Here is a 25912-nt window from a genome sequence, read left to right as displayed (position 1 = left end):
CCGATGGCTAGTGCAGTAAAAAACGCGGCGCCTGCTGCGGGTGGCAAGTCTTATAAATTTGTCGATCATAAATTCGATGTTGTCGTGGTTGGAGCTGGCGGTGCCGGGCTTCGTGCGACACTAGGCATGGCGGAGCAGGGGCTGAAAACCGCTTGTATTACTAAGGTTTTCCCAACTCGCTCACATACGGTTGCGGCCCAGGGTGGTATTGCAGCCTCGTTGCAGAATATGGGGCCGGATAGTTGGCAGTGGCATATGTACGATACCGTCAAGGGATCGGACTGGCTCGGCGATACCGACGCTATGGAATATTTGGCGCGGGAGGCCCCGGCTGCGGTATATGAGCTGGAGCATTATGGTGTTCCATTCTCGCGTACTGAAGATGGTAAAATTTATCAGCGCCCATTTGGCGGCCATATGCAGAATTTCGGTGATGGTCCTCCAGTACAGCGCACCTGTGCAGCTGCTGACCGCACTGGCCACGCTATATTGCACACGCTTTATGGCCAGTCGCTCAAGCACAATGCGCAGTTCTTCATCGAATATTTCGCGCTTGATCTGATCATGACCGATGGCGTCTGCACCGGCGTTGTGGCGTGGAACCTTGATGATGGTACAATTCATCGCTTCTCTGCCAAAATGGTGGTGCTTGCGACGGGTGGTTATGGTCGTGCGTATTTCTCCGCAACTTCGGCACATACTTGCACTGGTGACGGTGGCGGTATGGTGGCGCGTACAGGGCTGCCGCTACAGGATATGGAATTTGTTCAGTTCCACCCTACCGGCATTTATGGTGCGGGCTGCCTGATTACCGAGGGTGCGCGCGGTGAAGGCGGGTATCTGGTCAATTCTGAGGGCGAACGCTTTATGGAGCGTTATGCGCCTTCAGCCAAGGATCTTGCTTCGCGGGACGTTGTTTCACGTTGCATGACCATGGAAATCCGGGCCGGTCGCGGCGTGGGTCGGGATAAGGATCATATTTATCTTCATCTTGACCATCTTGATCCGGATGTTTTGCATGAGCGTCTGCCGGGTATTTCAGAATCGGCAAAGATTTTTGCTGGTGTCGATGTGACCAAGGAGCCGATCCCGGTTATCCCGACGGTTCACTATAATATGGGCGGTATTCCGACCAACTATTGGGGCGAAGTGCTGAACCCAACACCGGAAGACCCAGATCGCGTTCAGCCTGGTTTGATGGCCGTGGGTGAAGCAGGCTGTGCATCGGTACATGGTGCGAACCGCCTTGGTTCTAATTCGCTGATTGATCTTGTTGTGTTTGGCCGTGCAGCGGCAATCCGTGCAGGCGAGGTTATTGATCGCAATTCCAAGATTCCTGATATCAACGAAGCTGCTGTTGAAAAAATCATGGATCGGTTTGACCGTCTGCGCCATGCGAATGGCTCGACGCCAACGGCAGTGCTGCGCGAGAAAATGCAGCGGACAATGCAGGAAGATGCGGCTGTTTTCCGTACGGCGGAAACCCTTCAGCAGGGCGTCGAACGTATGCATGAACTTTGGCATGAGCTGCCTGATCTGAAGGTCACGGACCGTTCGATGATCTGGAATTCCGATCTGGTGGAAACGCTGGAGCTGGAAAACCTGATGGCCAATGCCATGACCACTGTGGTTTCAGCAGAGGCACGCAAGGAAAGCCGTGGCGCCCATGCGCGTGAAGATTTCCCGGATCGTAATGATGCAGAATGGCGTCAGCATACACTTTCCTGGCTGTCGCCAGATGGTGAAGTGAAACTCGGCTATCGTCCCGTTCATCTTGATCCGTTGACCACGGAAGAAGAAGGCGGCATCGAGCTGGCCAAGATTGCGCCCAAGAAGCGCGTTTATTAATCGGGGCAATGAGCAATGGTTGAACTCGCACTTCCCAAAAATTCCCGCGTCCAGGAGGGCAAGACTTGGCCGCGTCCGGATGGCGCCAAAAAAGTCACGGAATTCCGCGTCTATCGCTGGTCTCCAGATGATGATGCGAATCCGAGAATCGACACCTATTATGTTGACCGCGATGATTGCGGCCCCATGGTGTTGGACGGTCTGCTTTACATTAAGAACAAGATTGATCCGACGCTAACGCTGCGCCGTTCATGCCGTGAGGGCATTTGCGGGTCTTGCGCGATGAATATTGATGGCGCCAATACGCTGGCCTGTACCAAGGGTATGGATGAGGTTAACGGTGCGGTTAAGGTCTATCCTTTGCCGCATATGCCAGTGGTAAAGGATCTGGTGCCGGATATGAGCACTTTCTATGCTCAGCACCGTTCTATTGAGCCATGGCTTAAGACGGTTTCACCGGAGCCGCAAAAAGAATGGCTGCAAAGCCATGATGATCGCGCCAAGCTGGATGGGCTTTACGAGTGCATTCTATGCGCATGTTGCTCGACTTCCTGCCCAAGCTATTGGTGGAATGGCGATCGTTATCTCGGTCCTGCCGTGTTGCTGCAAGCCTATCGCTGGTTGATTGATAGCCGCGATGAAGCCACAGGCGAACGCCTTGATAATCTGGAAGATCCTTTCCGGCTTTATCGCTGCCATACGATCATGAATTGTACGCAAACCTGCCCGAAGGGTCTGAACCCCGCCAAGGCAATTGCGGAAATCAAGAAAATGATGGTCGAACGTCGCGTCTAACGTGTTGCAACCATTCTGGGCAACCATCTGTTTCGACATCAAATACTGATTAGGGAGAAGGCTTGCCTTCTCCCTTTTTCGTGCAGTTTTGCTGGGGCAGGGAGAAGGAGAGGGAGAGGGAGTGGGAGTGGGGGTGGGAAGGGAGGCGGATGAGCCAAAACTTGAGGGAACTGGAACTTGTGGGGGAGCGCCCTATTTCTTTTCATGCACTATAGTTGAGAAAGACAGGCATGCTGGATCATATAGGGTTTGATGTTTCAATCATGAAAAGATCTCGCGCATTTTACGATGCAGCGCTAGCGCCTCTTGGTATTACACCCATTATGGAATTTCGGGGTTGGGTCGGATATGGCCGCAATGGAAAACCCGAATTTTGGATTGGCAAGAACGGGAAACCACGGATGCAGGGCGTTTTGCACATAGCCTTTTCGGCAGGAACGCGCACCGAAGTTAACCGGTTTTACGAAGCCGCGCTTGCCTCGGGCGGCAAGGACAATGGAGGCCCCGGGCTTCGCCCACATTATCATGCTGATTATTATGCGGCTTTTGTGCTTGATCCCGATGGGCATAATATAGAGGCGGTTTGCCACTTGCCGGAATAATGGCGCGCGCGAGAACAAACCCGAGCGAGACTAACGATATGTCGAGAATAATGACCAAGAGGAAGGAAAGAGGCTGTAGCCAGCCTCCTTTGGGTTAGCTCAATCTGGCGTCGAGCGTTACTTCAATTGCGCCTAAAGCTTTTGAAAGTGGACAGGACCCTTTGGCTTTTTCAGCGATATTTTGGAAGTCCTCATCGGTTATGCCCGAAATTGTGGCGTTAAGTGTCAGAGCGCTGCGACTGATAGAAAAACCGCCACCTGAAGCAGGGCCAACACTGACAATTGCGGTTGCCTCAAGTCTTTCAGCGGGTGTGCCATTTTCGGCCAGTAGTGCAGAAAGCTGCATCGCAAAACACCCGGCATGGGCCGCGCCAAGTAATTCCTCCGGATTTGTGCCAGCTCGGCCAGTTTCATCTTCAAAGCGAGCTTTGAAATCATAGGGAAGATCGGTGATTGCGCCGCTTTGGGTGGTGAGTTGACCGTTGCCCTCTTTGAGAGTGCCTTGCCAGATGGCTGTTGCTTTTCTATCCATGGGGAAGCTCCTTTAGCTGGGTTGCCAAAGAAGATAGGGCGAATGAAATCAGCTTCCAGTGCTTTTGCAGCGCTGTTTCCTGACGCTAGATTGCTTCACCCCGCAGCAGACGTGGAATATCGCCGGACAATCCCGCTGCTTGCTTGATGAAGAAATTTTTCAGGCTCGGTATACGATCGACCATTCCTAAACCAATATCCCGGATCGAACGCACGGCTGGGTGATCATTGGCAAAAAGCCGGGTCAGAATATCGGTGGTTACACCCATTTGTACTGTGTCGAAGCGGCGCCAGCTCTGATAGCGCTCAAGCGCTGCAAAAGAACCAATATCGAGGCCAAGCCGGTCAGTTTCGACAATAATTTCAGCAATGGCTGCGGCATCGCGGAAACCAAGATTGAGGCCCTGACCAGCGATCGGGTGAATGCGATGGGCTGCGTCGCCAACAAGCACAAAGCGCGGCTTTACATATTCGCGCACCAAGGTGAGGCCAAGCGGAAACACCCGACGTAGTCCCTCGACTTTCAAAGGTCCAAGATGGTGGCCAAAACGCTGTTCAAGTTCGGCTTCAAACACAAATTCATCGGTTTTGATCAGGCGTTGCGCATCTGCGGTGCGTTCGGTCCAAACAAGTGAGCTGCGATTGCCGGGCAAAGGAAGAATAGCAAATGGGCCACCGGGGAGGAAATGTTCGATTGCGCGCCCGCCATGTGGGCGTTCATGCGAGACATTACAAACAATGCCCGACTGGCCATAGTCCCAGTTCACGGTTTTAATACCCGCCTGATCGCGCAGGCGCGAGCGTGCGCCATCGGCTGCAATCAATAGGCGCGTATGCAATGTTTCGCCATTGCTAAGGGTGACGGTTACCGATTCTGGATTGGTGCGGAAGGTTTCAACTCCGGTTGCTTCCACAAAACGGATGCCCAAGGCATCGCCACGATCATGAAGTGCTGTGTTTAACACACGGTTTTCGACCATATGAGCAAAAGGCTCGCCGGGGTTAACCTCACCGGCAAAGGTCAAAAACACCGGGCGTACAGGGTCGGACGTGCGCGAATCGGTGATGATCATGTCGGTGATCGGCTGGGCATTGGGCAGAATTTCCTGCCAGACGCCGATTTTATCGAGCATACGGGTTGCGGCCGCAGCTATGGAGGATGCGCGCGGATCATTTTTCCATGCGCCGACGGGTGCTGCGTCAATCACGGTTACGCTGAGATGCGGAGCTGCGGATTTGATGGAAACAGCCGTTACAAGACCCACATAACCGCCACCGGCAATTACAATATCCAGATCGGCTTTTGCATGATTCTGGTTTTCGTCAGACATGTTGGTAGACATGTTGGTAGACATGTTGGCGGGCATGGCTGTTCCTTCCGCTTTGTTGCTCGGATTGTTCTGTCTGTCTCTATTAGACTTGACAGATTCCCTCACGCAGTCCCAAACGTTTCTCGCACCATCATATAGGTTTGCAGGAGAGAGCTGTCCATGACTGATCGTGAAAAGCCGGCCAACTCAGAGCCGTTACAAACCGCAGCAATGGAAAATCTGCTTTCTACGCTTGATCTTGAAAATCTTGAGATTGATTTATTTCGCGGAAACAGTCCGCAAGTGGGCTGGCAACGTGTGTTTGGCGGTCAGGTGTTAGGGCAGGCGGTGATCGCTGCACAGCGAACAGTGGATGCGGCGCGTTTTATCCATTCATTGCATGCTTATTTCATTCGACCCGGCGATCCGTCGATTCCGATAATTTATGAGGTTGAACGCATTCGAGACGGATCAAGCTTTAATACGCGACGGGTTCTGGCGCGACAGCATGGCCAGGCCATTTTTATGCTTTCTGCATCGTTTCAGATTGATGAGTCAGGTCTTGAGCATCATATGAGGATGCCGGAAGGGGTGCCATTTCCCGAAGAACTGGTCGGCGAGGAAGAGTTGAAGCAAAATTATCTCCATCTCGTCCCCGAAGGTGTTCGCCAATATTGGCAGCGCGAGCGCCCTATCGAAATAAGGCCAGTTTCACTTAAACATTATCTTTCGCGGGAAAAGCTACAGCCATATCAGCACGTCTGGGTTCGGGCGAAAGGAATTGTGCCGGAAGATCGTGGGGTTCAAGCTGCGATCCTTGCTTATTTATCGGATATGACATTGCTTGATACGTCATTGCATCCGCATGGGCGCGGGATTTTTGATCGCGATATGCAGGCAGCAAGCCTTGATCATGCGATGTGGTTTCATCGGCCGTGCAAGCTTGATGATTGGCTGCTCTATGCCCAAGATACGCCAAGCGCATCGGGTGCGCGCGGATTGAATAGAGGTGCACTATATACGCGCGATGGCAAATTGATCGCTTCGGTGGCGCAGGAAGGGCTTATCCGATTGCGGGGGGACGCGCAGTAAAATCGACAGCCTATTACCGGTTCTGTCCGGGCACCCAGAGCACATCGTTTTCACCATTATTATTAACAGCGCGGGCGGCAACAAAAAGCAGATCGGACAGGCGGTTAATATATTTTAGCGCGTCGTCTGAAACGATTTCGCCGTCTTTGCGGGCAAGGGCGACCATCAGGCGCTCAGCCCGGCGCGACACTGTTCTTGCCAAATGAAGCGCCGCGGATGCGGGTGATCCACCGGGTAGGATAAAAGATTTCAGGGGCTGAAGATTGGCATTCAGCAGATCAATATCCGCTTCCAGTCGCTCCACCTGAGAAGCGACAATTCGCAAAGGCTCATAGCTTAAGGGCTTACCATCATCGGGCGTTGCTAGATCCGCACCCAAATCAAAAAGGTCATTTTGAACCCGGCTCAGCATTGCATCAATTTCTGCATAAGAAGTGGCGGAGCCCGTATAAAGGCGAGCCATACCAATACAGGCATTGGCTTCGTCTACCGCGCCATAGGCTTCAACACGCAAATCGGATTTTAGTCTGCGTGGACCACTGGCAAGGCCTGTGGAACCATTGTCACCGGTGCGGGTGTAAATCTTATTCAGCTTGACCATTTTAACCTTGAAGAACGGACATGGAAATCAACGAGCGAAGTAAATCGCGCCCACAATCAGCAATATAGCGACGAATTGCAAAAAAACGCGCAATTGCATCATCTTGTTTGAATAATTTGCATCTCCTCCGCGCATCATATTGCGAAGACCGAGAGCTAGAACGATGGCAACGGCAACCATCGCAACAACTGCCGCGACTTTGAAAATAATATCCATCTCTCTCCCTTTCGATTACCTGCTGTTCTATCGCGGCCCAGTTCGATCAGGATTGATCGGAGAGCATGCGGTAAAGCCAAGATGATGGCAGCAGGCGTCGCGCCAGAATACCCAGTTTTGCAGGTCGCGTGACTGCATAATGCGGGCGCGGTCTTGGTGCCTCCAATGCATGAAGCAGTACCGCGTAAACCGCCTCGGGGCCAAGCTTGTTTTTTGATTTTGTTCCGCCGTTTTCAAGTTTTTCGAGTTGGCTTTGGTAAATATGGCGATGGACAGAATTTTCCAGATCAATATTAGCCCGGGCTTTGGCCGCCGCATTATAGGTAAAATGCGAGGCAATCGGGCCGGGTTCGATCATCGAGACTTCTATGCCTGAGCCTTCAAGTTCCATTCTTTGCGCAAGCATTAGCCCTTCGAGAGCAAATTTAGACGCCACATAGGCGCCGCGCCATTTCATTGGCACAAGCCCCAATATGGACGAGCAATGCACGATGCGGCCATGACCTTGTGCACGCATTGGCGGGATGATTTGGCGGGTGAGGTCATGCCAGCCGAAAAAATTGGCTTCAAACTGCGCACGCAATGCTTCCACGGGTAGGTCTTCAATGGCGCCAGGTTGTGCATAAGCACCATTATTAAACAGTGCGTCCAGGCGGCCATTGGTTTTCTTTAGCACCGTTTCAACCAGTGTCCGAATTGATTTTGCGTCTGTATAATCAAGATAGATGGCTTCTATGCCCTGTGCTTGCAGAGCTGCAAGATCATCGTCCTTGCGAGCCGTCGCAAATACACGCCAGCCTTTCTTATGCAGAGCCACTGCGCAGTATTGACCAATGCCGGAGGAGCACCCAGTTATAATTATACTGCGCCCCGTAGTGCCTGTTTTCATCAAATTTACCTTTCTGGTGACACATCACATGGTTGAAACGGGTATGGCTTGCTTTCCTAAGTTTATTACTAGATGTAGGGAGGGTATTAGGTCGCACTAAGGGAATAATCTACGGATGCTAAAAATCAGGCGTTTTCTCCGTCAGATTACTTTCGATGTTTATAATCATTTTAGTCGGGACGATGGTTGGGCTTATGCAAGCCATATTGCATTATCGGGTCTGATGGCGCTGTTTCCCTTTTTGATCTTTGCGACCTCTCTGGCCAGCTTTTTAGGCGCACAGCGATTTGCCGATACGGTCGTACCGGTAATATTTGACGTGTGGCCCTCTAATATTGCGGGCCCGATTGCGAATGAAGTGATGAACGTCCTGACCGTACAGCGGGGCGGATTGCTGACATTGAGTGTGATCGCGGCGGCATATTTTGCATCGAATGGTGTTGAAGCATTGCGAATTGCGCTTAATCGCGCCTATCGGGTGAATGATCAGCGTTCCATCATATTTTGCCGTCTGCAAAGTCTGGGTTTCGTTTTGCTGGGGACACTTAGCTTAATGGCAATCAGCTTCCTTTTGGTGCTCGCGCCGCTGGGCGTCAAGATTGCCGAGCAATGGTTTCCTGATATCGCGCCTTTCACTGGTACTCTGGCAGTTTGGCGCTATTCAATTGCGGTAGTGGTTTTGATTTTTGCGTTGTTTCTCGTTCACATTTGGCTTCCGGCTGGAAAACGCAGGATCAGTGATATTTTACCGGGTATTACAATTACGCTGATTGCCTGGCTGGCATCGGCCTCTGCTTTCGCTTTATATTTGGCGACTTTTGCCAATTATGTTTCCACCTATGCTGGTCTTGCGTCGATCATGGTGGCAATTGTGTTTCTTTATATGCTTTCGGTGATCTTCATTCTGGGAGCTGAGATCAATGCTTCAATCATGATGTTGCGCAAGCGCGAGCAGCAGCCCCAACTCAACATAGATTAGACCCGGAGTTGATTAGACCCGGAATGGATTAGGCCCAGATTAAGCGCTGGTCACTTTTCGGCGGGTGGTGAGTGCGACACCCAAAGTGGTAATGATCATCCCGATAATCTGTATGAGATTGAGTGTCTCGCCAAAAATCAGATAGGCCATTAACGCGGCTGTTCCGGGCACGAGATAAAAAAGCGAGGCTACTTTAGCAATCGCGCCTTCACGCAGCATCACCATCAAGGCAAGTATGGCGCCGATTGAGATTGCAAGCGTCAGCCAGGCCAGCGCAAAAATAAGTTGTGGCGTCCATTCGATTATGCGGGTTTCGAATGCAAAAGCGGCAATGCCGGTGATAAAGGCGGCAGCAATATATTGAACCGCGGTCCCAGCTTTGAGATCGCCAGCAGCTCCGAATTTCTTTTGCCAGACCGTGCCAATGCTGATTGCAACAACGCCGAAAAATGCCACGCCGAGGCTTTGCGGATCGACCCCGCCTGAGATCGAGAATTTTGGCCATATGACCATAACCACGCCGCTAAAGCCAATCAGCAGGCCTGCCCATTGCGCGGGAGTGGCTCGTTCTTTCAACAGTAAAGCTGCGATTACCATGATCATCATGGGTTGGAGCCCAGAAACAAGCCCGGACATTCCGGCAGGAAGTCCGTGATTTACCGCCCAAAATAAAGCCGAAAGATAAATGCCGTGGATTAAGGAGCCGATCAGGGCTGCGTGGAAGAATTCCACCCCTTTTGGCCAAAGGCTTTTACTAGCCAGCGCCCATAGCGTCATAATCGCGGCGGCAATGCAGAAACGAATCGCCATCAAGGTGAAGGGCTCGGCATAGGGCATCGACAAACCAGCGCCGATAAAGCCCGAGGCCCAGAGCACGACAAACATGATTGGGATAAAGCGGGTGATCATGCACGTACTTTCAGTTGTAAGGTTTGCTTAAATGGCAAGGCAATGTTGTTTAGCTTATAAATTGGAATACTGCGATCAATTTACAGAAAAGCGTGGACCTGGACAGTAATATGCAAACAAAACCTCCTATCCGTATTCTTGTGGATGCGGATGCCTGCCCGGTTAAGTCAGAAATCTACCGGGTGGCGGAGCGTCATGATTTACCGGTGATTCTTGTTGCAAACAGTTTCATCGCAATTCCACGTGATGCCGAAAAGGTTGAGCGGGTGATTGTTTCGGATGGGTTGGATGCGGCGGATGATTGGATTGCGGAAAATTGTGATTCGGGCACAGTGGTGATTACGGCAGATCTGCCGCTTGCTAGCCGTGCGATAGAAAAGGGCGCAGTGGTGATAGCTCCCAATGGCCGGCTACATACGGAGTCGACCATTGGCAATAGGTTGGCAACCAGAAATCTAATGGATTCCCTGCGTTCTGCGGGTGAGATCACCGGCGGGCCAGCGCCATTCTCAGCCAAAGACCGGTCTGCTTTTCTTTCAGCAATGGAATTGGCCATTGTCCGGCTGAAGCGGGCCGGCTTTGTTGCAGGCTAATGCTTTGGCAACTTTCTACTGCATGCATAATTTATATCGCTGGGCAATCGTGAGCCCGGGCGCAGCGAGCTGACCGGTGAACCCGTTGCCCAGTTAGCGGGGGTGCTCAGTTAATTTGCTGCGCAGCCTCGATCAGCTTTATTGCATCCGGGCTATCCCACGGGGCTGGGCCATTCATCGCCGCGATCTGGCAGCCATCCTTATCAACCAGCAATGTCACCGGCAGACCAAAAGCGAGGTTCTTTCGCTTGAGATCATTGAAGCTTGCCATGCTTGCATCGCGATAAAGATTAAGGTGGGTTACACCGATTTCTTTGAGGAATTGTGTCGGCTTCTCGTCGGAGCCGGTATCAATATTAATGGCGACAACAGAAAAATCATCACCGCCTTTTTGGGCCTGTAAATTGTCGAGTTCCGGCATTTCCTCGCGGCAGGGCGCGCACCAGGTGGCCCAGAGATTAACCAGCAATGTTTTGCCTTTGTAATCAGCAAGTGTCATCTCTTTGCCATCAGGCCCGGTAAAGGCAAGGTCGGCAACGGAAACAGGGTTTTCGGCGGCGCGCATGGCAGCGACTGTGCCGGTTGCGGCGGCATCAAGGGATGCGAGTTTTCCGGCTTTCATCGCACATTGGGCCGATGCTTTATCATTTTGTGTAGAAACATTAGCAACTGATGGGGCAACTGATGGATTGCCAGATGGGCGCTCCATCACGTATACCGCCCCGACACCGGCAATGACACCGGCAAGGGCGGCAAGAAGGACGAATTTGCGTGTTCCTGATTGTTTCCGTGGTTCGGATTTCGCCTTTTCGTTGACTTCTGCCATTTTTTCTTTCCGATGTTTCGTCAAAACCTTCCAACCTTTGTCAAATCTGTCCGGGGCACATGAATATGAGCGAACAAAAATCCAGCAACCAGATGTGGGGCGGCCGTTTTGCCTCTGGCCCCGATGCGATTATGGAAGAGATCAATGCATCTATCGGCTTTGATCGCAAGCTTTATGCGCAAGATATTCAGGGCTCGCTCGCCCATGCTGCCATGCTGGCAAAGACGGGCATAATTACGGCAGAAGATCATGCGAAGATTGAAGAAGGGCTGAAAACCATTCTCAAGGAAATTGAGGACGGCAAATTTACCTTCTCGCGCAAGCTTGAAGATATTCATATGAATATCGAAGCCCGTCTGTCAGAACTGATCGGCACGGCTGCCGGGCGTTTGCATACAGCACGCTCGCGCAATGATCAGGTGGCGGTTGATATGCGCCTCTGGGTCAAGCAGGAGCTGGAAAAAACTGCGCTCTCGCTTAAAAATCTTATTGAAGCATTTTTAGAGCGTGCGGAAGAGCACACAGCCACGGTTATGCCCGGCTTTACGCATCTGCAAACAGCACAGCCGGTAACTTTCGGGCATCATTGTATGGCCTATGTGGAAATGTTTGGCCGCGACCTTTCGCGGGTGCGGGATGCGATTGAGCGTATGGACGAATCACCGCTTGGCGCAGCCGCGCTTGCGGGCACTGGCTTTCCGATAGACCGTCACATGACAGCGCAAATCCTTGGTTTCCGTGAGCCAACCCGGAACTCGCTGGATAGTGTTTCGGATCGCGATTATGCGCTTGAATTTTTGTCGATTGCTGCAATATGTGCTGGGCATCTTTCACGTTTGGCCGAAGAAATTGTTATTTGGTCAACGCCGCAATTTAATTTTGTGCGATTGTCGGATGCATTTTCGACAGGCTCTTCCATCATGCCGCAGAAAAAGAATCCGGATGCTGCGGAATTGGTTCGGGCGAAAACCGGGCGCATTAATGGCTCGTTGGTTGCTTTGCTGACGATTATGAAGGGGCTTCCGCTCGCCTATTCGAAAGATATGCAAGAAGACAAGGAACAGGTTTTCGACGCTGCGGAAAATCTGGAACTGGCAATTGCTGCAATGGCGGGCATGGTTCGCGATTTCACAATTAATGTTGACGCGATGAAAAAAGCTGCCGGTTCAGGCTATTCGACAGCAACTGATCTGGCTGACTGGTTGGTTCGCGAATTGGGATTGCCATTCCGTGAAGCGCATCATGTTACCGGACGCGCGGTTGCGCTGGCGGAAGAGCGCAAGCTTGATCTGGCAGAGCTGACGCTGGAACAATTGCAGTCGATCCATCCGGGCATTACGCAGGATGTTTTTGAGTTTCTGACTGTCGAAAAATCGGTCAGAAGCCGTCAGTCTTTTGGTGGCACGGCTCCGCAAGAAGTTGAGAACCAGATCCGCTATTGGAAAAAGCGCATCACCACAGCCTGATTTAATATTGGAAAGGCGGCTCTGAATGGGCCGCCTTTTTCATAGGTTAATCGTCGGTTTGCAGATGGGGGGCCACGGCCTCAATTTCGCTAATCAATTGCAGCAGATCGCGACTGATATGCGCGTGAAGCGAGGCAGCGGCGTCTGGATATTCTTCCAATATGCGGCGGAAAATCGCCCGGCTGATGCGAATGACTTCGGTTTCTTCTTCAGCCACGGCACCGGTTAGGCGAGAGGTCTGGGCAATCAACGCCATTTCACCGAGCATCGCGCCGGGACCGACAGTGCGAATTTTGACCCGCTGGGTTTCGGTTTCCTGAAACAAAGTAATATTGCCAGATACGATAATATATCCGCAATCAGCACTTTGCCCTTCACGGAAAAGCTCGCGACCAGCGCGCAGCACAAGCCGTTCTGCGCCGAAGGCAAGCAGCCTTAGCTGTTCGGGCGTAAAAGACTCGAACAGGCCAACTGTACTGAGAATGCGAATATCATCATCGAGCGCCATGAGGACTCAATATACCCGCATTGGCTGCTGTCCATCATGGAACAAGCTTATATCCCCCGCTTTCTGTTACCAGAAGGGTCGCATTGGATGGATCCTTCTCGATTTTTTGACGCAAACGATAGACGTGGGTTTCCAGCGTGTGGGTGGTCACCCCGGAATTATACCCCCAAACCTCCTCAAGCAGGATGTCGCGGCCAATGACTTTGTCGCCAGCACGATAGAGATATTTGATAATGGCAGATTCTTTTTCCGTTAGTCGGATCTTGTCGCCATTTTCACCGAGCAGAAGCTTTTGCCCGGGCCTGAATGTATAGGGGCCGACGGTGAATGTCGCGTCTTCGCTTTGTTCATGCTGGCGCAACTGGGCGCGAATGCGAGCCAGAAGAACCGCAAATTTAAACGGTTTGGTCACATAGTCGTTGGCGCCAGATTCAAGGCCAAGTATCGTATCGGAATCAGTGTCTTGGGCGGTCAGCATGATGATGGGCGCTTTAAAGCCCCCGTGCCGGAGCTCTCGAACAGCATCACGGCCATCCATATCCGGAAGACCGACATCCATAATCAGAAGATCGACATGATTCTCCCGCGCTGTCTGCATGCCAGAAGTCGCATTGTTTTCTTGACGAATATGGAATTCCCCGCTCAGCTCTAACTGCTCGACGAGGATGCTGCGCAGATCATCATCATCATCTACTATCAGTATGGTACGACCGGTCATATTTGTCCTCGGTAAACTTTGCATCAATCGATCTGATTGTTTTATGACATTTATTGGCGACAAGTTGAAGTCGCCAAAACAGAAAGGCTTTCGGCTTTGCAAAGGTTGCATAAACATCGTGATAACCGGTCACCGTCGAGTAGTTCGCTACACAGTGAGGCCAGGAATATCATTCAGGTTCGCGCAAAACCCTTGAGCAAAACGCAAGGATTGCTTGTTGCAAACAATCTGGTGCTCCCATGCGCACTTGGCAAGGGGGGCATTAGCGCTTTCAAGCGCGAGGGGGATGGTGCGACGCCATTGGCTTCGATGCAGTTGCTTTACGGTTATTATCGCGCAGACAGAATAAGGCTGCCCGCGACCATGTTGCCTATGCATCCTATCAGAAAAAGTGACGGCTGGTGCGATACGCCCGCAGACGCCAATTATAATCGGCTTGTCCGGCTACCTTATCCGGTGGGGCATGAGAAGATGTGGCGCGATGATGGGCTTTATGATCTCTGTATCGTGATGGAGTGGAATATAAGCCCGCGCAAACGTGGCCGTGGCAGCGCGATCTTTTTTCATCTTGCTAAGCCGGACTATAAGCCAACGGAAGGCTGCATCGCGCTTAGCCGTGAGAATATGATGCGACTTTTGCCTTATCTGAGCCGCGATACAAGAATTGAAGTGCTGCGTTAGCCATAGGCCCAGACGGTCGTGCGTTTGATTTCAGCATCCTCCAACGCTCGCGTGACCGGAACTGTGTATTCCTCAAGTCGTCGTAGCTTATTTTTTGGAAGATAAGCGCGGCCCGGATCGCCGACGATCACGCTGGCGCCGCGCTGGGCTAATTGATCAAACCATGGAATAAGGCGTTCTGCGAGCGGCTTTTCATAAAAGACATCACCAGCAAGAACTACATCCCAACCAAGGTCCTGTCCGATCAGATCTTGAGTGTCTGATCTAAAAGATACGTGGTTGGCGTCTGCATTCAGGCGCATGGCAAAGGGGGCGAATGTGTCAATATCTGTCGCGAGTATATCGCGCGCACCGGATTTTGCGGCGGCAATCGCGATGAGGCCGGAGCCGGAAGCAAAATCCAGCACGGTTTTACCCGCCACGACTTCTGGATGATCAAGGATATAACGCGCAACGCTCTGCCCGCCCGCCCAGGCAAAGGCCCAGAAGGGCGGAGGCAGGCCGATTGTCGCAAGTTCTTCCTCGGTCTTGTGCCAGAGATCGTGAGCTTCATCGGCAAGATAAAGACGGATCTCAGGCACATGGGGCGGAGTATGCAGGCCAGTATTTGCCAATATGAAGCCGCCTATGTCTTTCTCCGCCAATATTTGCATCAGATTTTGCTTGGATCCAGACCGCCCATGCGGCAAACCTCAATCCATTCGTCTTCCCGCACAGGCTGGACTGAAAGACGCATGGATGTGACCAGCGCCATATTTTGCAGCTTTGGGTTTGCCTTAACCTCTTTCAGCGTGACGGGTTTTGGCATGTCGCAAATGGCTTTGATATCGACACATTCCCAGCGCGGGTCGTCCGTCGTCGAATCAGGGTGAGCCAGAGCGCAGACTTCGACAATGCCGACCACTTCCAAACCTTCATTGGAATGATAGAAAAAGCCACGATCACCCAGCTGCATGGCGCGCATATTGTTGCGTGCCTGATAATTGCGCACGCCGTCCCATTCTTCGCCTTGTTCGCCACGAGCTTTTTGCATTTCCCATGACCATGTGGAGGGTTCGGATTTGAACAGCCAGTAATTCATAATTTTTCCTATGTATTTGCCGGATTGTTGATTGACCAATTCCATGGGCGGATGGAAACTTCACTGAAAAGCCCGGCAAGAGCATAAGGATCATTTGCCGCGATTTGCTCAGCCTGCGCTTTATCGGCCGCTTCCACGACGATAAGGCTGCCATTTGGCTTGCCATTTTCATCCAAAAATGGACCGGCAAATTTTAGCGTGTCGCCGAGACCTTTGAGATAATCAAGATGAACGGCACGCGTATCAAGACGCAGTTGCAGATGCTCGGATTTGTCGTTGCACAAAATAGCGAAAAGCATGATCAATCCTCGTTTTTCAATGGTCGGTTAAGCAAGGCTGTGACGGCCTCATCAATGGAAATCTGGCCCGCAAGCAAAGCGGCCACTGCCGCGATGATTGGAGCTTCAATATTGTGCTTATGGCACAGTTCTGCGGCGATGGGGGCGGAGGCCTCACCTTCGGCAAGCGGCAGGTTGGTGAGGTCTTCGCCGCGTCCGATTGCCAGCCCATAGGAATAATTGCGTGATTGTGAAGATGAGCAGGTCAGCATCAAATCGCCAAGACCTGAGAGCCCCATGATTGTTTCCGGTCGTGCGCCCAGCGCTTGCGCTATGCGGCGCAGTTCAGCAAAACCGCGGGTGACGAGCGCTGCTTGTGCGCTTGCGCCATAGCCGCGTCCGATCGCGGCACCAGCGGCAATGGCCAGTACATTTTTAAGCGCGCCGCCAATTTCGACACCGATCAAATCGGTCGTGGAATAACAGCGAAAGGAGGGACCAGAGAGAAGTGTTGCAAGCTGTTCGGCAATTGTTTGTTGCTCGCATGCGATGGTGACGGCGGTTGGAAGCCCGGCGGCCACATCGGTGGCAAAGCTTGGTCCGGAAAGGGCCGCGATTATGTGATTGGGAAGAACTTCCGCCACCACTTCCGACATTAGCCTGCCCGTTCCACGCTCAATGCCTTTGGCGCACAGGATAATGGGAGCAGAGGAGGGGATAAGTTCGCTCAAGCTTGATAGGCCATCGCGCATGAGTTGTGCCGGAAGAACCGCAAGTACGGCATCGGCTTTATGCAGAACAGATTTTGCATCGGTACTGGCGCGGATACCTTCAGGAAGATCGATATCGCCCAGATAACGCGGATTGCGGCGCTGGTCATTCAATGTTTTTACGGTTTTGCTGTCGCGCGCGTAGAGCCAAGTTTCGTGGCCGCTTGCCGCAGCCATTGCTGCAAGCGCAGTCCCCCAGGCTCCACCGCCCAGCACGGCAATTTTGGGTGTTTTCGTCATGCTTTTGCTCCCCTACGGCCGGTTCCGAATTTGGGTGCGGATTTTTCATCGAGCGGCCAACGTGAGCGTGGCGCGATGGCAAGTGAATCAGCAGCTTTTGATGCGGCGCGCTCTGCCCCAGCCCAAGCGATCATGGCCGCATTATCGGTGCAAAGCTCATGCGGTGGCGCGATGAAGCTGAAACCATGCGTTTTGCAAAGCGTTTCCAATGCCTCGCGCAGCGTTTTATTGGCGGCAACCCCACCTGCCACAATCAATGCGGGCGATTGATGGTCGGGAAATTGTTGCTTGAAACGTTCAAGCGAGCGGCGAACCCGATCCGACAATGTATCGGCGACGGCTTCCTGAAATGAAGCGCAGATATCGGCGACATCTTGATCTGTCAGTGGTGCGATTTCTGTCGCGGTCTGGCGCACGGCGGTTTTGAGCCCGGAGAAGGAAAAATCAAGCCGCGCTTCGCCCTTGAGGGGGCGTGGCAAGGCAAAGCGTTTGGCATCGCCCTGTTTGGCCATGCGCTCAACCGCAGGTCCGCCGGGATAGGGCAGGCCGAGAAGCTTGGCTGTTTTGTCGAAAGCCTCGCCGAGTGCATCATCAATCGTGGTTCCAAGCCGTTCATAATCATCAAGGCCACGCACCAACACCATTTGCGTATGTCCGCCGGATACCAGCAGCAGAAGATAAGGAAAATCGAGCTGATCAGTCAGCCGGGCGGTAAGGGCGTGCCCTTCGAGATGGTTGATAGCATAAAAAGGCTTGCCCGACGCCAAAGCGAGCGCCTTGGCGGTCATCAGTCCGACAATCAATCCACCGATCAGGCCGGGGCCTGCGGTTGCAGCAATGGCATCGACCTCATCAAGCTTCATGCCAGCCTCACTCAAAGCCTTCTCGATAAGGGTATCGAGGGCTTCAACATGGGCGCGGGCGGCTATTTCCGGCACCACACCACCATAAGGCTCGTGTTCAGCGATCTGGCTGAGCACAATATTGGACAAGATGCGACCTTTGCCCTTATCATCGCGTTCGACGATAGCGGCGGCTGTTTCGTCGCAACTCGTCTCTATTCCAAGAATGCGCATTTGCGGTTAGACCCTGCCTGTCACATAATTTCTGGCAACCGGGTATCATGGACGGCGCGATATGCAAACAGCATCCTTGAATAATGGCGTGGTGAAGATCGGCACAAGGAGCAGTAAACTGGCCCTTGCGCAGGCTTATGAAACACGCCGGCGCTTGCAAGAAGCGCACGGCCTGCCGCAAGAATCTATTGAAATAGTGCCGATGTCGACGGCGGGTGATCGTATTCAGGATCGTCCGTTGGCACAGGTTGGCGGCAAAGGACTTTTCACGGAAGAAATTGAAGCAGCACTCAAAGATGGCCGCATCGATATTGCCGTTCATTCCACCAAGGATATGCCAACTGTTCTGCCGGAAGGCTTGCATCTTTCGACATTTCTGGAGCGCGAAGACCCGCGCGATGCGTTTGTCGGTCGCACTGCAAAGCGATTTCTTGATCTGCCTGAGGGAGCTACAATTGGCTCATCGTCGCTGCGGCGGCAGGCGATGATCAAGCGGTTGCGGCCCGATCTGCAAGTGGTAATGTTTCGCGGCAATGTGCAGACGCGATTGCGCAAACTGGATGAAGGCGAAGTGGATGGAACATTTCTCGCCTGTGCTGGCCTGCGCCGGTTGGGGCTGGACGATGTGATTACGGATTTGCTTGAACCAGATTTTTTTCTGCCAGCTCCGGGTCAAGGTGCAATCGGCATTGAAAGCCGGATTGGTGATGAGCGGATGGATGCGTTGCTCAAGCCGCTTGCGCATAGGGACACCCATATTGCGCTGGCTTGTGAACGTGCATTTCTGGCCAGCCTTGATGGTTCCTGCCGGACACCGATTGCCGGACTTGCAATTGTGGATAAAGACAAAGTTTCTTTCCGCGGAATGATTTTGACGCCAGATGGAAGTGAAGCGCATGAGGTAAGCGCAGAAGGATCGGCTGAGGATGCAGCTTTGCTGGGGGCAGATGCGGCAAAGCGGGTTCGAGCCATGGCAGGTCCCGATTTCTTTGAAGGCTGGGAGTAGCATTGTCAGCGCGATCACAAACAGCAAAACTCAATCGCGTTCTGGTAACGCGGCCTGAAGCTGCGGCAGATAAGACCGCGCAAAAGCTGATTGATGCAGGCTATGTGCCAGTGCACTTTCCTGTCACGCAGACCGTTGCTTTGTCCTTTACGATCCCCGAAATAGATTTTGATGCGCTCACCATTACCAGTGCGGCGGTGTTTCGTCATGTGCGCGATGAGCTAATTTCACCTTTCAAACATTTGCCGCTTTTTGCGGTGGGTGAAGGCACAGCGCAAGCTGCACGGGAGGCCGGGTTTTCACGGGTGATCGAAGGCGGTGGCGATGCGGTGCGGTTGGCAGCGACAATTGCGCATTCGCTTCCATCAAGCGCACGGGTACTTTACCTTGCAGGCCGTGTGCGTCAGCCGGTCTTCGAAGACCATATGACAGAAGCGGGCTTTAAAATATGTGTCTGCGATGCCTATGATGCCAAGATGTTGGCTTATCCTCGTGAGGAAATAAGTGCCATTTTGGGAACTGATTTTTTTGCAGCGGTGCTGCTTTATTCGGGATTTGCGACGAAAGCTTTTTGTTCATTGATGCAACATATTGATGCGTCGTTTAATGAAAAGACACGGTTTTTATGTATATCGCAGCGGGTGGCACATCTTCTGCCCGCGCAATGGCAGAAACAGGCGCTAATTGCAGATCATCCCGATGAGGACGGAATTTTTCGTTTGTTTTCCAAACTTTGACGCTTTTGGGCGCAACCTTCCTGTATCTGGTGATTTAATCTGCTAAGCTTTTAAAAATGGCGACGACGAGAGGACCAATGGCGAAATCCGGCACTCCGAGACATTCCAAACCGGCCCGTAAGCCTGTCACCATCAATCTTGATCCTGCGGATATTAAGCAGGTTGATGGTGCTTCACCCGCTAAAACCCCTCCTCCCGCCGAGCCGGTTGGTGATTATGCATCGGTTGCAAATCCAAAGGTGGATACAAAACCGAAAAGGGATGTGAAAAACGAGCGGAAAGCCTCGCCGGAAATGTTGAAAAATCAAACCCCGGAAAAGCCGGAAACGCCGCCGTTCAAAGCGGGTGAAAAGCCCGAATTTAAACCCAATCCCGAAGTTAAACACACTAATGCGGCGAGTGCCCAGGCAGGGACGCCACAAGAAAATGGGGCGAAAACTGGAATGTCTCATCTATTATCGGGCGTCGCTGGCGGGGTAATCGCATTATGTGGCCTTTATGCGCTCCAGCTTGCCAATATCGTGCCTATGTCGGGTATGCGCGACACCAATCAATTGGCGACAATGGAACAGCAAATAGCAGAATTGCGCGCCAATCCTGCGCCAGCACCATTGGATGAAGCGAGTAAGGCCGAAATGGCGCAGCTTCAGAAAAATGTTGAGGCAGCAGAAATAAAGGCTGAAGCGGCTATTGGTTCGCTTAATGAAATGCAAAAACAGTTCGATGCTTTGCCGCAGGAGCAAGCCGCGAATACAGCCGATCTGGACGGGTTAACGCAGCGTCTATCCGCATTGGAGGCACAAATTTCTGCGGCGACAAGCCAAGCCGAGCAAGTTAGTGCGAATGTAACGGATAATAGCGGAACCATTTCGGCGATTGAGCAACAGCTTGCGTCTTTGGAACAAAAACTCAGTGAAGTTGCGCGTCAGCCGGACACCACCGCATTGATCGCGGCCAATACGCTTAAAACTGCAATTGATCGGGGTGGCTCATTTAAGGCTGAACTGGAAACATTTGCGGCTGTTTCGCCCGATCAGGCAGGTCTTGAGGGGTTGAGCGCTTTTGCAGAAACCGGTGTGCCGACAATTGCCAGCCTTAATTCAGAATTTGATGATGTGGCAAACCGCATCATAGCGACTGAGAATAAATTGCCTGCGGATGCCGGTGTTTGGGATCAATTGAAAGCAAGCGCCAAAGGACTTGTCAGCGTTCGTCCTGTTGCGGGCAATGTCAGTGGCAGCGGGGTGGGGGCCATAACTGCGCGAATGGAAGCAGCACTTCAAAGCGGCGATCTGGAGCGCGCGATTGGTGAGTGGGAGCAGTTGCCTGCCGATGCCAGGGTCGTATCGGAAGAATTTGCTGCCCAGATGAAAGCGCGGCGCGATGCAAATTTGCTGATCCAGCAGCTGATAACTGAAAGCCTCAGTCCGAAAACATCCAATAATGCTCCATCAGCGCCAGCAGAGCCTGCTACTACCGCGCCAGCTGCCGCGCCTAGCGGCAATTAAGGGGGCAGCAATGCTGCGTGTTATTTTTTATCTCATCATTATCGCCGCGCTAAGCTTTGGATTTTCTTGGCTTGCGGATCGGCCGGGTGAACTGAATGTTATATTTGGCGGCAATCATTATAGTGTTCCGCTGATAACCGCGGCTGCTGGTCTGGTTGCGCTGGTTGCGGCAATTATGATCATCTGGTGGCTTGTCAAAAGCCTCATTCAATCACCGACCACTTTGCGTAGGCATTTTCGTGCGCGCAAACGTGATCGTGGTTATCAGTCTTTATCCACTGGCCTAATTGCCGCCGGGGCCGGTGATGCAGAAGCTGCACGCCGCATGACCAAGCAGGCAGGCAAATTGCTCAATTCTGATCAGGAACCATTGATCAAACTGCTTGAAGCGCAGACGGCTATGCTTGAAGGCCGCACTGATGATGCGCGCAAGGGTTTTGAAGCGATGATTGAAGACCCGGAAACCAAGCTGCTTGGATTGCGTGGTCTTTACATTGAAGCGCAGCGGGTTGGTGCGCGCGAGGCTGCACGCCATTATGCAGCGGAAGCTGTAAAACATGCGCCGCAGCTTGAATGGGCGTCGTCAGCCGCAATGGGACAACTTTGTGCCGAAGGCGACTGGGATGGGGCGCTGAAGCTGGTTGATGCACGAAAACAGGCTTTGTCACATAGTAGGGATATCGTCAAAAAAGAGCGGGCGGCGCTGCTAGCGGCGAAGGCTATGGCGACAATTGATGTCGATCACACTCATGCCAAGGCCGCAGCGCTGGAAGCCAATAAGCTCGCACCCGATCTGGTTCCAGCGGCAGTTGTGGCGGCTCGGGCACTGTTTACAGATGGCGAAATTCGCAAAGGTTCAAAAATCCTTGAGGCAGCATGGAAGCGCAATCCGCATCCAGATATTGCGTCAGCCTATGTCTATGCCCGTCCGGGCGACACTGCGCAGGATAGGCTCAAACGAGCGCGTCATCTGGTGTCTTTGCGTTCGCACAATGTGGAGGCAAGTCTCGCATTGGCACGCGCTGCCTATGAGGCGGGTGAATATGGCTTGGCGCGGGAAAATATTGAACAGGTCTTGCGCAGCGCGCCGCGAGAAAGTGCCTATTTGCTTTTAGCTGATATTGAAGAGGCCGAAACCGGAGATCAGGGCAAGATACGGCAATTGCTGGCTCAAGCGGTTAAAGCGCCGCGAGACCCGGCATGGACCGCGGATGGCTATGTTTCAGAACAATGGGCGCCGGTTTCGCCAGTCACGGGCAGACTGAACAGCTTTGAGTGGAAAGTGCCGGTAGAGCGAATAGCGCCGCTGATCGACATTGAGAAACCAGAAATAATCGCCGGTGAAGCCGAGGCAAGTGAAACCGAAACCAAAGCCATTGTGCCAGTGGTTAGCTCACAGCCAGAGCAGCGGGATGATGTGGTGGACGCACAGGTGATCATGCCCGATGCCGAGCCAATTAAGCCTGTATCACCGCAGGCTAAGCCGCAATCCACCAAAGCTACAGAACCCCACCGGCGGGAAGTCGATAATGTGAAAAATCCAGTTATTTTGGATGCGGTGGAGCCGGACGCTAAAAATGATAAGCAGGGTGCTCCATCGCATATTATTGTTGATGATCCGGGGATTGATAAGAACGAGGTGGCTCAGAAAACGTCTGGTGGATTGAAGCTGTTCTAATTTGGGAGAGTTTTCTTTGCGAGGCGGTAAAACGTTGCTTAAAAACCACGGCTGTGAACTCTTACAATGTTAAACAGTCACAAGCGCTGTTTGCCGCCTTGTGTCGCGCGAACATCCAGCTAATTTCATTATTGCTAAAGATTGCAGGCAACGGCAGATCTTGGTTCTGCTGATAATGGATGAGGCTCAATGTTCGATAAGATCATGGAATTTCTCAGGGAATTGCCGGGGGGCAGTTTACGAGAGCGCGATCTGACGTTTTCGGAAGCCGATCCACGATTGGCTGCGGCCGCATTGATGTTTCATGTCATGGACGCAGATGGCAGGACGCGTGAAAGCGAAAGAGCGCGGCTTTCATCAATACTCGCGCAGAAATATGATCTGAAAGGCGAAAAGCTCAAACGGTTGTTAAAGGCTGCGCAGAAAGCGGATCAGGAATCGGTCAGTCTTTCCAATTTCACATCAGTCCTTAAGCGCGATCTCGACTATAATGCTCGGCTCGATTTTATCGCGTTGATGTGGGATGTGGTTTATGCAGACGGAACGGCGAGTGAAGTCGAAGTTGATGTCATGTGGCGTATTGCCGGGCTGATCGGTATTCGCGAACAGGACCAGAAACTGATCGAAGCGCGCATGCACCGAAACGGTGGGCTTGTAGCCGACGATTGAAGCTTTGCGACCTGTTGCGTCTAATGCGGCTTGGGTATTAACCGTTAGTCTCTATGCCGCGGCAGATTGTTTTGACAATCGGTTTAACTTTGATCGAGAATTGCACAATCTGAAAGGTTCTTACAAAAAAGGCCGGCGAACCGGCCTTTTCGTTGCGAATGAATTGGATTTATTCCTTGGCAAGCAGGCCTTTCCAGATGATCGCGCCAATTGCAGCACCGATCAAAGGCGCTACCCAGAACATCCATAGCTGGCTCAGGGCTGCGGTTTCGGCGAAGAATGCCACACCGGTTGAGCGTGCAGGGTTGACGGAAGTATTGGTTACGGGGATCGAGATCAGATGGATAAGGGTAAGGCACAGGCCGATTGCCATGGGAGCAAAACCAGCTGGTGCCAGACGATCTGTCACGCCGAGAATGACGATGATGAAAAATGCCGTCAAGACGATTTCGATAATGAGTGCGGACATCAAATTATATCCGCCGGGTGAAAGATCGCCATAGCCGTTGGACGCAAAACCGCCTGCAGTAAACCCGCTCTGTCCTGAAGCTATAAGATAAAGAATAGCGGCTGCGACAATTGCGCCGAGAACTTGCGCGATCCAATAGGGCAACAAATCTTTAGCGGGAAAGCGTCCGCCCAACATCAGCCCGAGCGAGACGGCAGGATTGAAATGACCACCCGAAATATTTCCCACTGCATAGGCCATTGTCAGCACGGTCAGGCCGAATGCGAAAGCCACGCCTAAAAATCCGATGCCAAGTTCAGGATAAGATGCTGCCAGAACAGCACTGCCGCAGCCGCCGAATACAAGCCAAAAAGTACCAAAAAATTCCGCCGAAAGCCTATTCAACATGAACCCCCCAGAGCCTTTGAATGTCGATTTTAACGAGGTATTGATTAGAATTTGTTCAAACTAAATCAATGATGACTTAGTCGTTACTTGTTGTCGAGAGGGTTAAAATTTAACTAACCGATTTGTATGTTTATTTTATCGAACCGAATTAGAGTAAAAAAATATTTCGAGCAAATTTGCAATGTTGCGGCCATCGGCGAGGCCGCGTATAATCTGGTTCAACGTTTGGTGTCACTTAACGGTTATGCGCTGTATAGCTCGCAATGGAGTTTTCCAACTTGAAACATTCATTTCTTCGATCGCTGGTGCGGATCCCTCTATTGGGGATTCTGGGAGCGACAGTTTCGGGTTGCGTTGCGGGTGCCTGGTCTGAAACTGTGCGGATTGATAGTAAAGCGCCGATGCCGCAGGAATGTGCGGGGTGGCAGAAAATCGAATTGAAGCCGCGCACAACCATGTTGTTATTGCGTGAGGACCCGCGCCTTACCATTGATATTGATGCGCATAATCTCAAAGGTCGCAATCTGGGTTGTTGGCAATAACGGTTTCGCACTTTGTTGTAGGGCCGCTGGTCGACGGGCCAGAAAATTTGCGTCTAAAGCCAATATTATTGCTTATTTCCACCTAATTTAACCTCACATTAACCATGTGGGTTAAAGTGTCAAATTTACGTCGATTTGTTCCGCGATGTCATGTGAACGACGGAAATTGGAAGAAGCATAGCTGTGATAAGATTTGAGAATGTCGGGCTGAGATATGGGATGGGGCCTGAGATCTTGCGAGATGTCAGCTTTCATATCCCGCCGCGCTCATTTCAGTTTCTCACTGGGCCATCCGGCGCGGGAAAGACGTCTTTGATGCGTCTTTTGTTCATGGCTCTAAAGCCAACCCGGGGCTTAGTTAATATTTTCGGTAAGGATGTTGCCCGGCTTGATCACAAGGCGGTGCCGCTGTTGCGTCGCAGAATCGGCATTGTTTTTCAAGATTTCCGCTTGCTCGACCATTTGACAACTTATGAAAATGTTTCATTGCCATTGCGGGTGCGAGGCAAGGAAGAAGTAACCTATCGGCATGAGGTAGAGGAGCTTCTCAGTTGGGTGGGGCTGGGAGACCAGATGAATGTTTTGCCGCCTGTGCTTTCTGGGGGCGAGAAACAGCGTGCAGCGATTGCAAGGGCGTTGATTGATCAGCCGGAACTGTTGCTTGCCGATGAGCCGACAGGCAATGTCGATCCGCCGCTTGCCAAGCGTTTGCTGCGCCTTTTCGTAGAACTCAATCGTTCTGGTACGGCGGTTGTTATTGCCACTCATGATCTGTCTTTGATGGATCAGGTCAATGCGCGACGAATGATCCTAGAACATGGGCGGCTTGATATCTATGACTGACGCTCGCAATGACCGGCACGGCTTGGTTCATCAGTTCAAAGACAATTTCCGGGTGCGCTTTGAT

The 25912-nt window shown here is 52.1% G+C and carries 30 protein-coding genes; 15 read left to right on the top strand and 15 right to left on the bottom strand.

Annotated features, from left to right (window positions below):
* The first annotated feature begins 3 nt into the window (after window positions 1-3).
* The 3 genes from sdhA (at window position 4) to C7374_RS00375 (ending at window position 3245) form a co-directional block, all read left to right on the top strand.
* Window positions 4-1848 carry a succinate dehydrogenase flavoprotein subunit gene (gene sdhA / locus C7374_RS00385; RefSeq protein WP_111573642.1) on the top strand — a complete coding sequence of 615 codons (1845 nt, stop codon included), beginning with the start codon at window positions 4-6 and terminating at the stop codon, window positions 1846-1848.
* 15 nt (window positions 1849-1863) lie between these two features.
* Window positions 1864-2643 (top strand): succinate dehydrogenase iron-sulfur subunit, encoded by a 780-nt coding sequence (locus C7374_RS00380; RefSeq protein ID WP_111573641.1) that lies wholly within the window; start codon window positions 1864-1866, stop codon window positions 2641-2643.
* Between the two features lie 230 nt (window positions 2644-2873).
* Window positions 2874-3245, top strand: a complete 372-nt coding sequence (locus C7374_RS00375; protein WP_111573640.1) for a VOC family protein — start codon at window positions 2874-2876, stop codon at window positions 3243-3245.
* A 94-nt stretch (window positions 3246-3339) separates the two neighbouring features.
* On the opposite strand, the gene C7374_RS00370 is transcribed toward C7374_RS00375, so the two are convergent.
* Window positions 3340-3777: an OsmC family protein gene (locus tag C7374_RS00370; RefSeq protein WP_111573639.1), complete on the bottom strand. Its 438-nt coding sequence runs from the start codon at window positions 3775-3777 to the stop codon at window positions 3340-3342.
* Window positions 3778-3862: 85 nt separating this feature from the next.
* Window positions 3863-5107 carry a ubiquinone biosynthesis hydroxylase gene (locus tag C7374_RS00365; RefSeq protein WP_111574218.1) on the bottom strand — a complete coding sequence of 415 codons (1245 nt, stop codon included), beginning with the start codon at window positions 5105-5107 and terminating at the stop codon, window positions 3863-3865.
* A gap of 159 nt (window positions 5108-5266) precedes the next feature.
* On the opposite strand from C7374_RS00365, the gene tesB reads away from it, so the two are divergent.
* Window positions 5267-6178, top strand: a complete 912-nt coding sequence (tesB, locus tag C7374_RS00360; protein ID WP_111573638.1) for an acyl-CoA thioesterase II — start codon at window positions 5267-5269, stop codon at window positions 6176-6178.
* 13 nt (window positions 6179-6191) lie between these two features.
* Here tesB and C7374_RS00355 read toward each other — a convergent pair whose 3' ends face one another.
* Genes C7374_RS00355 through C7374_RS00345 form a run of 3 tightly spaced genes read right to left on the bottom strand, consistent with a single transcriptional unit; the run spans window position 6192 to window position 7884 of the window.
* Window positions 6192-6779: a cob(I)yrinic acid a,c-diamide adenosyltransferase gene (locus C7374_RS00355; RefSeq protein ID WP_111573637.1), complete on the bottom strand. Its 588-nt coding sequence runs from the start codon at window positions 6777-6779 to the stop codon at window positions 6192-6194.
* Between the two features lie 27 nt (window positions 6780-6806).
* Window positions 6807-6995: a twin transmembrane helix small protein gene (locus C7374_RS00350; protein WP_111573636.1), complete on the bottom strand. Its 189-nt coding sequence runs from the start codon at window positions 6993-6995 to the stop codon at window positions 6807-6809.
* 46 nt (window positions 6996-7041) lie between these two features.
* Window positions 7042-7884, bottom strand: a complete 843-nt coding sequence (locus C7374_RS00345) for an SDR family oxidoreductase (protein ID WP_111573635.1) — start codon at window positions 7882-7884, stop codon at window positions 7042-7044.
* Between the two features lie 115 nt (window positions 7885-7999).
* Between C7374_RS00345 and C7374_RS00340 the strand changes: the two genes are divergently transcribed.
* On the top strand, window positions 8000-8863 hold the full coding sequence (locus C7374_RS00340) for a YihY/virulence factor BrkB family protein (protein ID WP_111573634.1): 864 nt from the start codon (window positions 8000-8002) through the stop codon (window positions 8861-8863).
* Window positions 8864-8902: 39 nt separating this feature from the next.
* Here the strand turns inward: C7374_RS00340 and C7374_RS00335 are convergent, their stop codons facing one another.
* Complete coding sequence (locus C7374_RS00335; protein ID WP_111573633.1) at window positions 8903-9772, bottom strand: DMT family transporter; 870 nt, start codon at window positions 9770-9772, stop codon at window positions 8903-8905.
* A gap of 110 nt (window positions 9773-9882) precedes the next feature.
* Between C7374_RS00335 and C7374_RS00330 the strand changes: the two genes are divergently transcribed.
* Complete coding sequence (locus C7374_RS00330; protein WP_111573632.1) at window positions 9883-10365, top strand: YaiI/YqxD family protein; 483 nt, start codon at window positions 9883-9885, stop codon at window positions 10363-10365.
* Between the two features lie 106 nt (window positions 10366-10471).
* Here C7374_RS00330 and tlpA read toward each other — a convergent pair whose 3' ends face one another.
* Entirely contained in the window at window positions 10472-11191 is a 720-nt protein-coding gene (gene tlpA / locus C7374_RS00325) for a thiol:disulfide interchange protein TlpA (RefSeq protein ID WP_111573631.1), read from the bottom strand.
* Window positions 11192-11256: 65 nt separating this feature from the next.
* Here tlpA and argH point away from each other — a divergent pair, with 65 nt between their 5' ends.
* Window positions 11257-12657, top strand: a complete 1401-nt coding sequence (gene argH / locus C7374_RS00320; RefSeq protein WP_111573630.1) for an argininosuccinate lyase — start codon at window positions 11257-11259, stop codon at window positions 12655-12657.
* 46 nt (window positions 12658-12703) lie between these two features.
* Here argH and C7374_RS00315 read toward each other — a convergent pair whose 3' ends face one another.
* Both C7374_RS00315 and C7374_RS00310 read right to left on the bottom strand, forming a co-directional pair.
* Complete coding sequence (locus C7374_RS00315) at window positions 12704-13165, bottom strand: cyclic nucleotide-binding domain-containing protein (protein ID WP_111573629.1); 462 nt, start codon at window positions 13163-13165, stop codon at window positions 12704-12706.
* Window positions 13166-13199: 34 nt separating this feature from the next.
* Entirely contained in the window at window positions 13200-13883 is a 684-nt protein-coding gene (locus C7374_RS00310) for a response regulator transcription factor (protein WP_111573628.1), read from the bottom strand.
* 168 nt (window positions 13884-14051) lie between these two features.
* Between C7374_RS00310 and C7374_RS00305 the strand changes: the two genes are divergently transcribed.
* Complete coding sequence (locus tag C7374_RS00305) at window positions 14052-14564, top strand: L,D-transpeptidase family protein (protein ID WP_245412562.1); 513 nt, start codon at window positions 14052-14054, stop codon at window positions 14562-14564.
* On the opposite strand, the gene C7374_RS00300 is transcribed toward C7374_RS00305, so the two are convergent.
* The 5 genes from C7374_RS00300 to tsaD are packed head-to-tail and all read right to left on the bottom strand — an operon-like array spanning window position 14561 to window position 18009.
* Complete coding sequence (locus C7374_RS00300; protein ID WP_111573627.1) at window positions 14561-15217, bottom strand: class I SAM-dependent methyltransferase; 657 nt, start codon at window positions 15215-15217, stop codon at window positions 14561-14563. The genes C7374_RS00305 and C7374_RS00300 overlap by 4 nt on opposite strands.
* Window positions 15217-15645, bottom strand: coding sequence for an EVE domain-containing protein (locus tag C7374_RS00295; protein WP_111573626.1), 429 nt, complete (start codon window positions 15643-15645; stop codon window positions 15217-15219). Before C7374_RS00295 ends, C7374_RS00300 begins: the two co-directional genes overlap by 1 nt.
* 8 nt (window positions 15646-15653) lie before the next feature.
* A complete protein-coding gene (locus C7374_RS00290) occupies window positions 15654-15944 on the bottom strand; it encodes a YciI-like protein (RefSeq protein WP_111573625.1) in 291 nt (96 codons plus the stop codon).
* 2 nt (window positions 15945-15946) lie between these two features.
* Window positions 15947-16933: an NAD(P)H-dependent glycerol-3-phosphate dehydrogenase gene (locus tag C7374_RS00285; RefSeq protein WP_111573624.1), complete on the bottom strand. Its 987-nt coding sequence runs from the start codon at window positions 16931-16933 to the stop codon at window positions 15947-15949.
* Window positions 16930-18009 carry a tRNA (adenosine(37)-N6)-threonylcarbamoyltransferase complex transferase subunit TsaD gene (gene tsaD / locus C7374_RS00280; protein ID WP_111573623.1) on the bottom strand — a complete coding sequence of 360 codons (1080 nt, stop codon included), beginning with the start codon at window positions 18007-18009 and terminating at the stop codon, window positions 16930-16932. The genes C7374_RS00285 and tsaD overlap by 4 nt, the downstream gene beginning before the upstream one ends.
* Window positions 18010-18070: 61 nt before the next feature.
* Here tsaD and hemC point away from each other — a divergent pair, with 61 nt between their 5' ends.
* The 5 genes from hemC (at window position 18071) to C7374_RS00255 (ending at window position 23607) form a co-directional block, all read left to right on the top strand.
* Window positions 18071-19015 (top strand): hydroxymethylbilane synthase, encoded by a 945-nt coding sequence (gene hemC, locus C7374_RS00275; RefSeq protein ID WP_111573622.1) that lies wholly within the window; start codon window positions 18071-18073, stop codon window positions 19013-19015.
* A 2-nt stretch (window positions 19016-19017) separates the two neighbouring features.
* Window positions 19018-19752 carry a uroporphyrinogen-III synthase gene (locus C7374_RS00270; RefSeq protein ID WP_111573621.1) on the top strand — a complete coding sequence of 245 codons (735 nt, stop codon included), beginning with the start codon at window positions 19018-19020 and terminating at the stop codon, window positions 19750-19752.
* Window positions 19753-19829: 77 nt separating this feature from the next.
* On the top strand, window positions 19830-21260 hold the full coding sequence (locus tag C7374_RS00265) for a COG4223 family protein (RefSeq protein WP_111573620.1): 1431 nt from the start codon (window positions 19830-19832) through the stop codon (window positions 21258-21260).
* Window positions 21261-21270: 10 nt separating this feature from the next.
* On the top strand, window positions 21271-22938 hold the full coding sequence (locus C7374_RS00260) for a heme biosynthesis protein HemY (protein WP_111573619.1): 1668 nt from the start codon (window positions 21271-21273) through the stop codon (window positions 22936-22938).
* A 189-nt stretch (window positions 22939-23127) separates the two neighbouring features.
* Window positions 23128-23607 carry a tellurite resistance TerB family protein gene (locus C7374_RS00255; RefSeq protein ID WP_111573618.1) on the top strand — a complete coding sequence of 160 codons (480 nt, stop codon included), beginning with the start codon at window positions 23128-23130 and terminating at the stop codon, window positions 23605-23607.
* Window positions 23608-23776: 169 nt separating this feature from the next.
* Here C7374_RS00255 and aqpZ read toward each other — a convergent pair whose 3' ends face one another.
* The gene (aqpZ, locus tag C7374_RS00250) at window positions 23777-24463 is read right to left on the bottom strand and encodes an aquaporin Z (protein ID WP_111573617.1); all 687 of its coding nucleotides are present in this window, start codon (window positions 24461-24463) and stop codon (window positions 23777-23779) included.
* A 320-nt stretch (window positions 24464-24783) separates the two neighbouring features.
* Here aqpZ and C7374_RS00245 point away from each other — a divergent pair, with 320 nt between their 5' ends.
* Complete coding sequence (locus tag C7374_RS00245) at window positions 24784-25005, top strand: hypothetical protein (RefSeq protein ID WP_374850567.1); 222 nt, start codon at window positions 24784-24786, stop codon at window positions 25003-25005.
* 183 nt (window positions 25006-25188) lie between these two features.
* Window positions 25189-25848 (top strand): cell division ATP-binding protein FtsE, encoded by a 660-nt coding sequence (gene ftsE, locus C7374_RS00240; protein ID WP_111573615.1) that lies wholly within the window; start codon window positions 25189-25191, stop codon window positions 25846-25848.
* Window positions 25849-25912: the final 64 nt, after the last annotated feature.

This window comes from Falsochrobactrum ovis (genome assembly GCF_003259955.1).
Lineage (GTDB): Bacteria > Pseudomonadota > Alphaproteobacteria > Rhizobiales > Rhizobiaceae > Brucella > Brucella ovis_A.
Note: the sequence above shows the minus strand (reverse complement) of the source record. Positions and strands in the feature narration are given on the sequence as shown.

Excerpts from the sequence above, each read along its gene's own strand:
- C7374_RS00295 (WP_111573626.1), bottom strand. The coding sequence starts at position 15,645 with ATGAATTACTGGCTGTTCAAATCCGAACCCTCCACATGGTCATGGGAA.
- sdhA (WP_111573642.1), top strand. The coding sequence starts at position 4 with ATGGCTAGTGCAGTAAAAAACGCGGCGCCTGCTGCGGGTGGCAAGTCT.
- aqpZ (WP_111573617.1), bottom strand. The coding sequence starts at position 24,463 with ATGTTGAATAGGCTTTCGGCGGAATTTTTTGGTACTTTTTGGCTTGTA.
- C7374_RS00335 (WP_111573633.1), bottom strand. The coding sequence starts at position 9,772 with ATGATCACCCGCTTTATCCCAATCATGTTTGTCGTGCTCTGGGCCTCG.
- C7374_RS00350 (WP_111573636.1), bottom strand. The coding sequence starts at position 6,995 with ATGGATATTATTTTCAAAGTCGCGGCAGTTGTTGCGATGGTTGCCGTT.
- C7374_RS00345 (WP_111573635.1), bottom strand. The coding sequence starts at position 7,884 with ATGAAAACAGGCACTACGGGGCGCAGTATAATTATAACTGGGTGCTCC.
- C7374_RS00380 (WP_111573641.1), top strand. The coding sequence starts at position 1,864 with ATGGTTGAACTCGCACTTCCCAAAAATTCCCGCGTCCAGGAGGGCAAG.
- C7374_RS00255 (WP_111573618.1), top strand. The coding sequence starts at position 23,128 with ATGTTCGATAAGATCATGGAATTTCTCAGGGAATTGCCGGGGGGCAGT.
- tlpA (WP_111573631.1), bottom strand. The coding sequence starts at position 11,191 with ATGGCAGAAGTCAACGAAAAGGCGAAATCCGAACCACGGAAACAATCA.
- C7374_RS00365 (WP_111574218.1), bottom strand. The coding sequence starts at position 5,107 with ATGTCTGACGAAAACCAGAATCATGCAAAAGCCGATCTGGATATTGTA.
- C7374_RS00260 (WP_111573619.1), top strand. The coding sequence starts at position 21,271 with ATGCTGCGTGTTATTTTTTATCTCATCATTATCGCCGCGCTAAGCTTT.
- C7374_RS00375 (WP_111573640.1), top strand. The coding sequence starts at position 2,874 with ATGCTGGATCATATAGGGTTTGATGTTTCAATCATGAAAAGATCTCGC.
- C7374_RS00330 (WP_111573632.1), top strand. The coding sequence starts at position 9,883 with ATGCAAACAAAACCTCCTATCCGTATTCTTGTGGATGCGGATGCCTGC.
- C7374_RS00315 (WP_111573629.1), bottom strand. The coding sequence starts at position 13,165 with ATGGCGCTCGATGATGATATTCGCATTCTCAGTACAGTTGGCCTGTTC.
- tesB (WP_111573638.1), top strand. The coding sequence starts at position 5,267 with ATGACTGATCGTGAAAAGCCGGCCAACTCAGAGCCGTTACAAACCGCA.
- argH (WP_111573630.1), top strand. The coding sequence starts at position 11,257 with ATGAGCGAACAAAAATCCAGCAACCAGATGTGGGGCGGCCGTTTTGCC.
- tsaD (WP_111573623.1), bottom strand. The coding sequence starts at position 18,009 with ATGCGCATTCTTGGAATAGAGACGAGTTGCGACGAAACAGCCGCCGCT.
- C7374_RS00285 (WP_111573624.1), bottom strand. The coding sequence starts at position 16,933 with ATGACGAAAACACCCAAAATTGCCGTGCTGGGCGGTGGAGCCTGGGGG.
- C7374_RS00340 (WP_111573634.1), top strand. The coding sequence starts at position 8,000 with ATGCTAAAAATCAGGCGTTTTCTCCGTCAGATTACTTTCGATGTTTAT.
- C7374_RS00290 (WP_111573625.1), bottom strand. The coding sequence starts at position 15,944 with ATGCTTTTCGCTATTTTGTGCAACGACAAATCCGAGCATCTGCAACTG.
- C7374_RS00300 (WP_111573627.1), bottom strand. The coding sequence starts at position 15,217 with ATGCAAATATTGGCGGAGAAAGACATAGGCGGCTTCATATTGGCAAAT.
- C7374_RS00310 (WP_111573628.1), bottom strand. The coding sequence starts at position 13,883 with ATGACCGGTCGTACCATACTGATAGTAGATGATGATGATGATCTGCGC.
- C7374_RS00355 (WP_111573637.1), bottom strand. The coding sequence starts at position 6,779 with ATGGTCAAGCTGAATAAGATTTACACCCGCACCGGTGACAATGGTTCC.
- C7374_RS00265 (WP_111573620.1), top strand. The coding sequence starts at position 19,830 with ATGGCGAAATCCGGCACTCCGAGACATTCCAAACCGGCCCGTAAGCCT.
- C7374_RS00370 (WP_111573639.1), bottom strand. The coding sequence starts at position 3,777 with ATGGATAGAAAAGCAACAGCCATCTGGCAAGGCACTCTCAAAGAGGGC.
- hemC (WP_111573622.1), top strand. The coding sequence starts at position 18,071 with ATGCAAACAGCATCCTTGAATAATGGCGTGGTGAAGATCGGCACAAGG.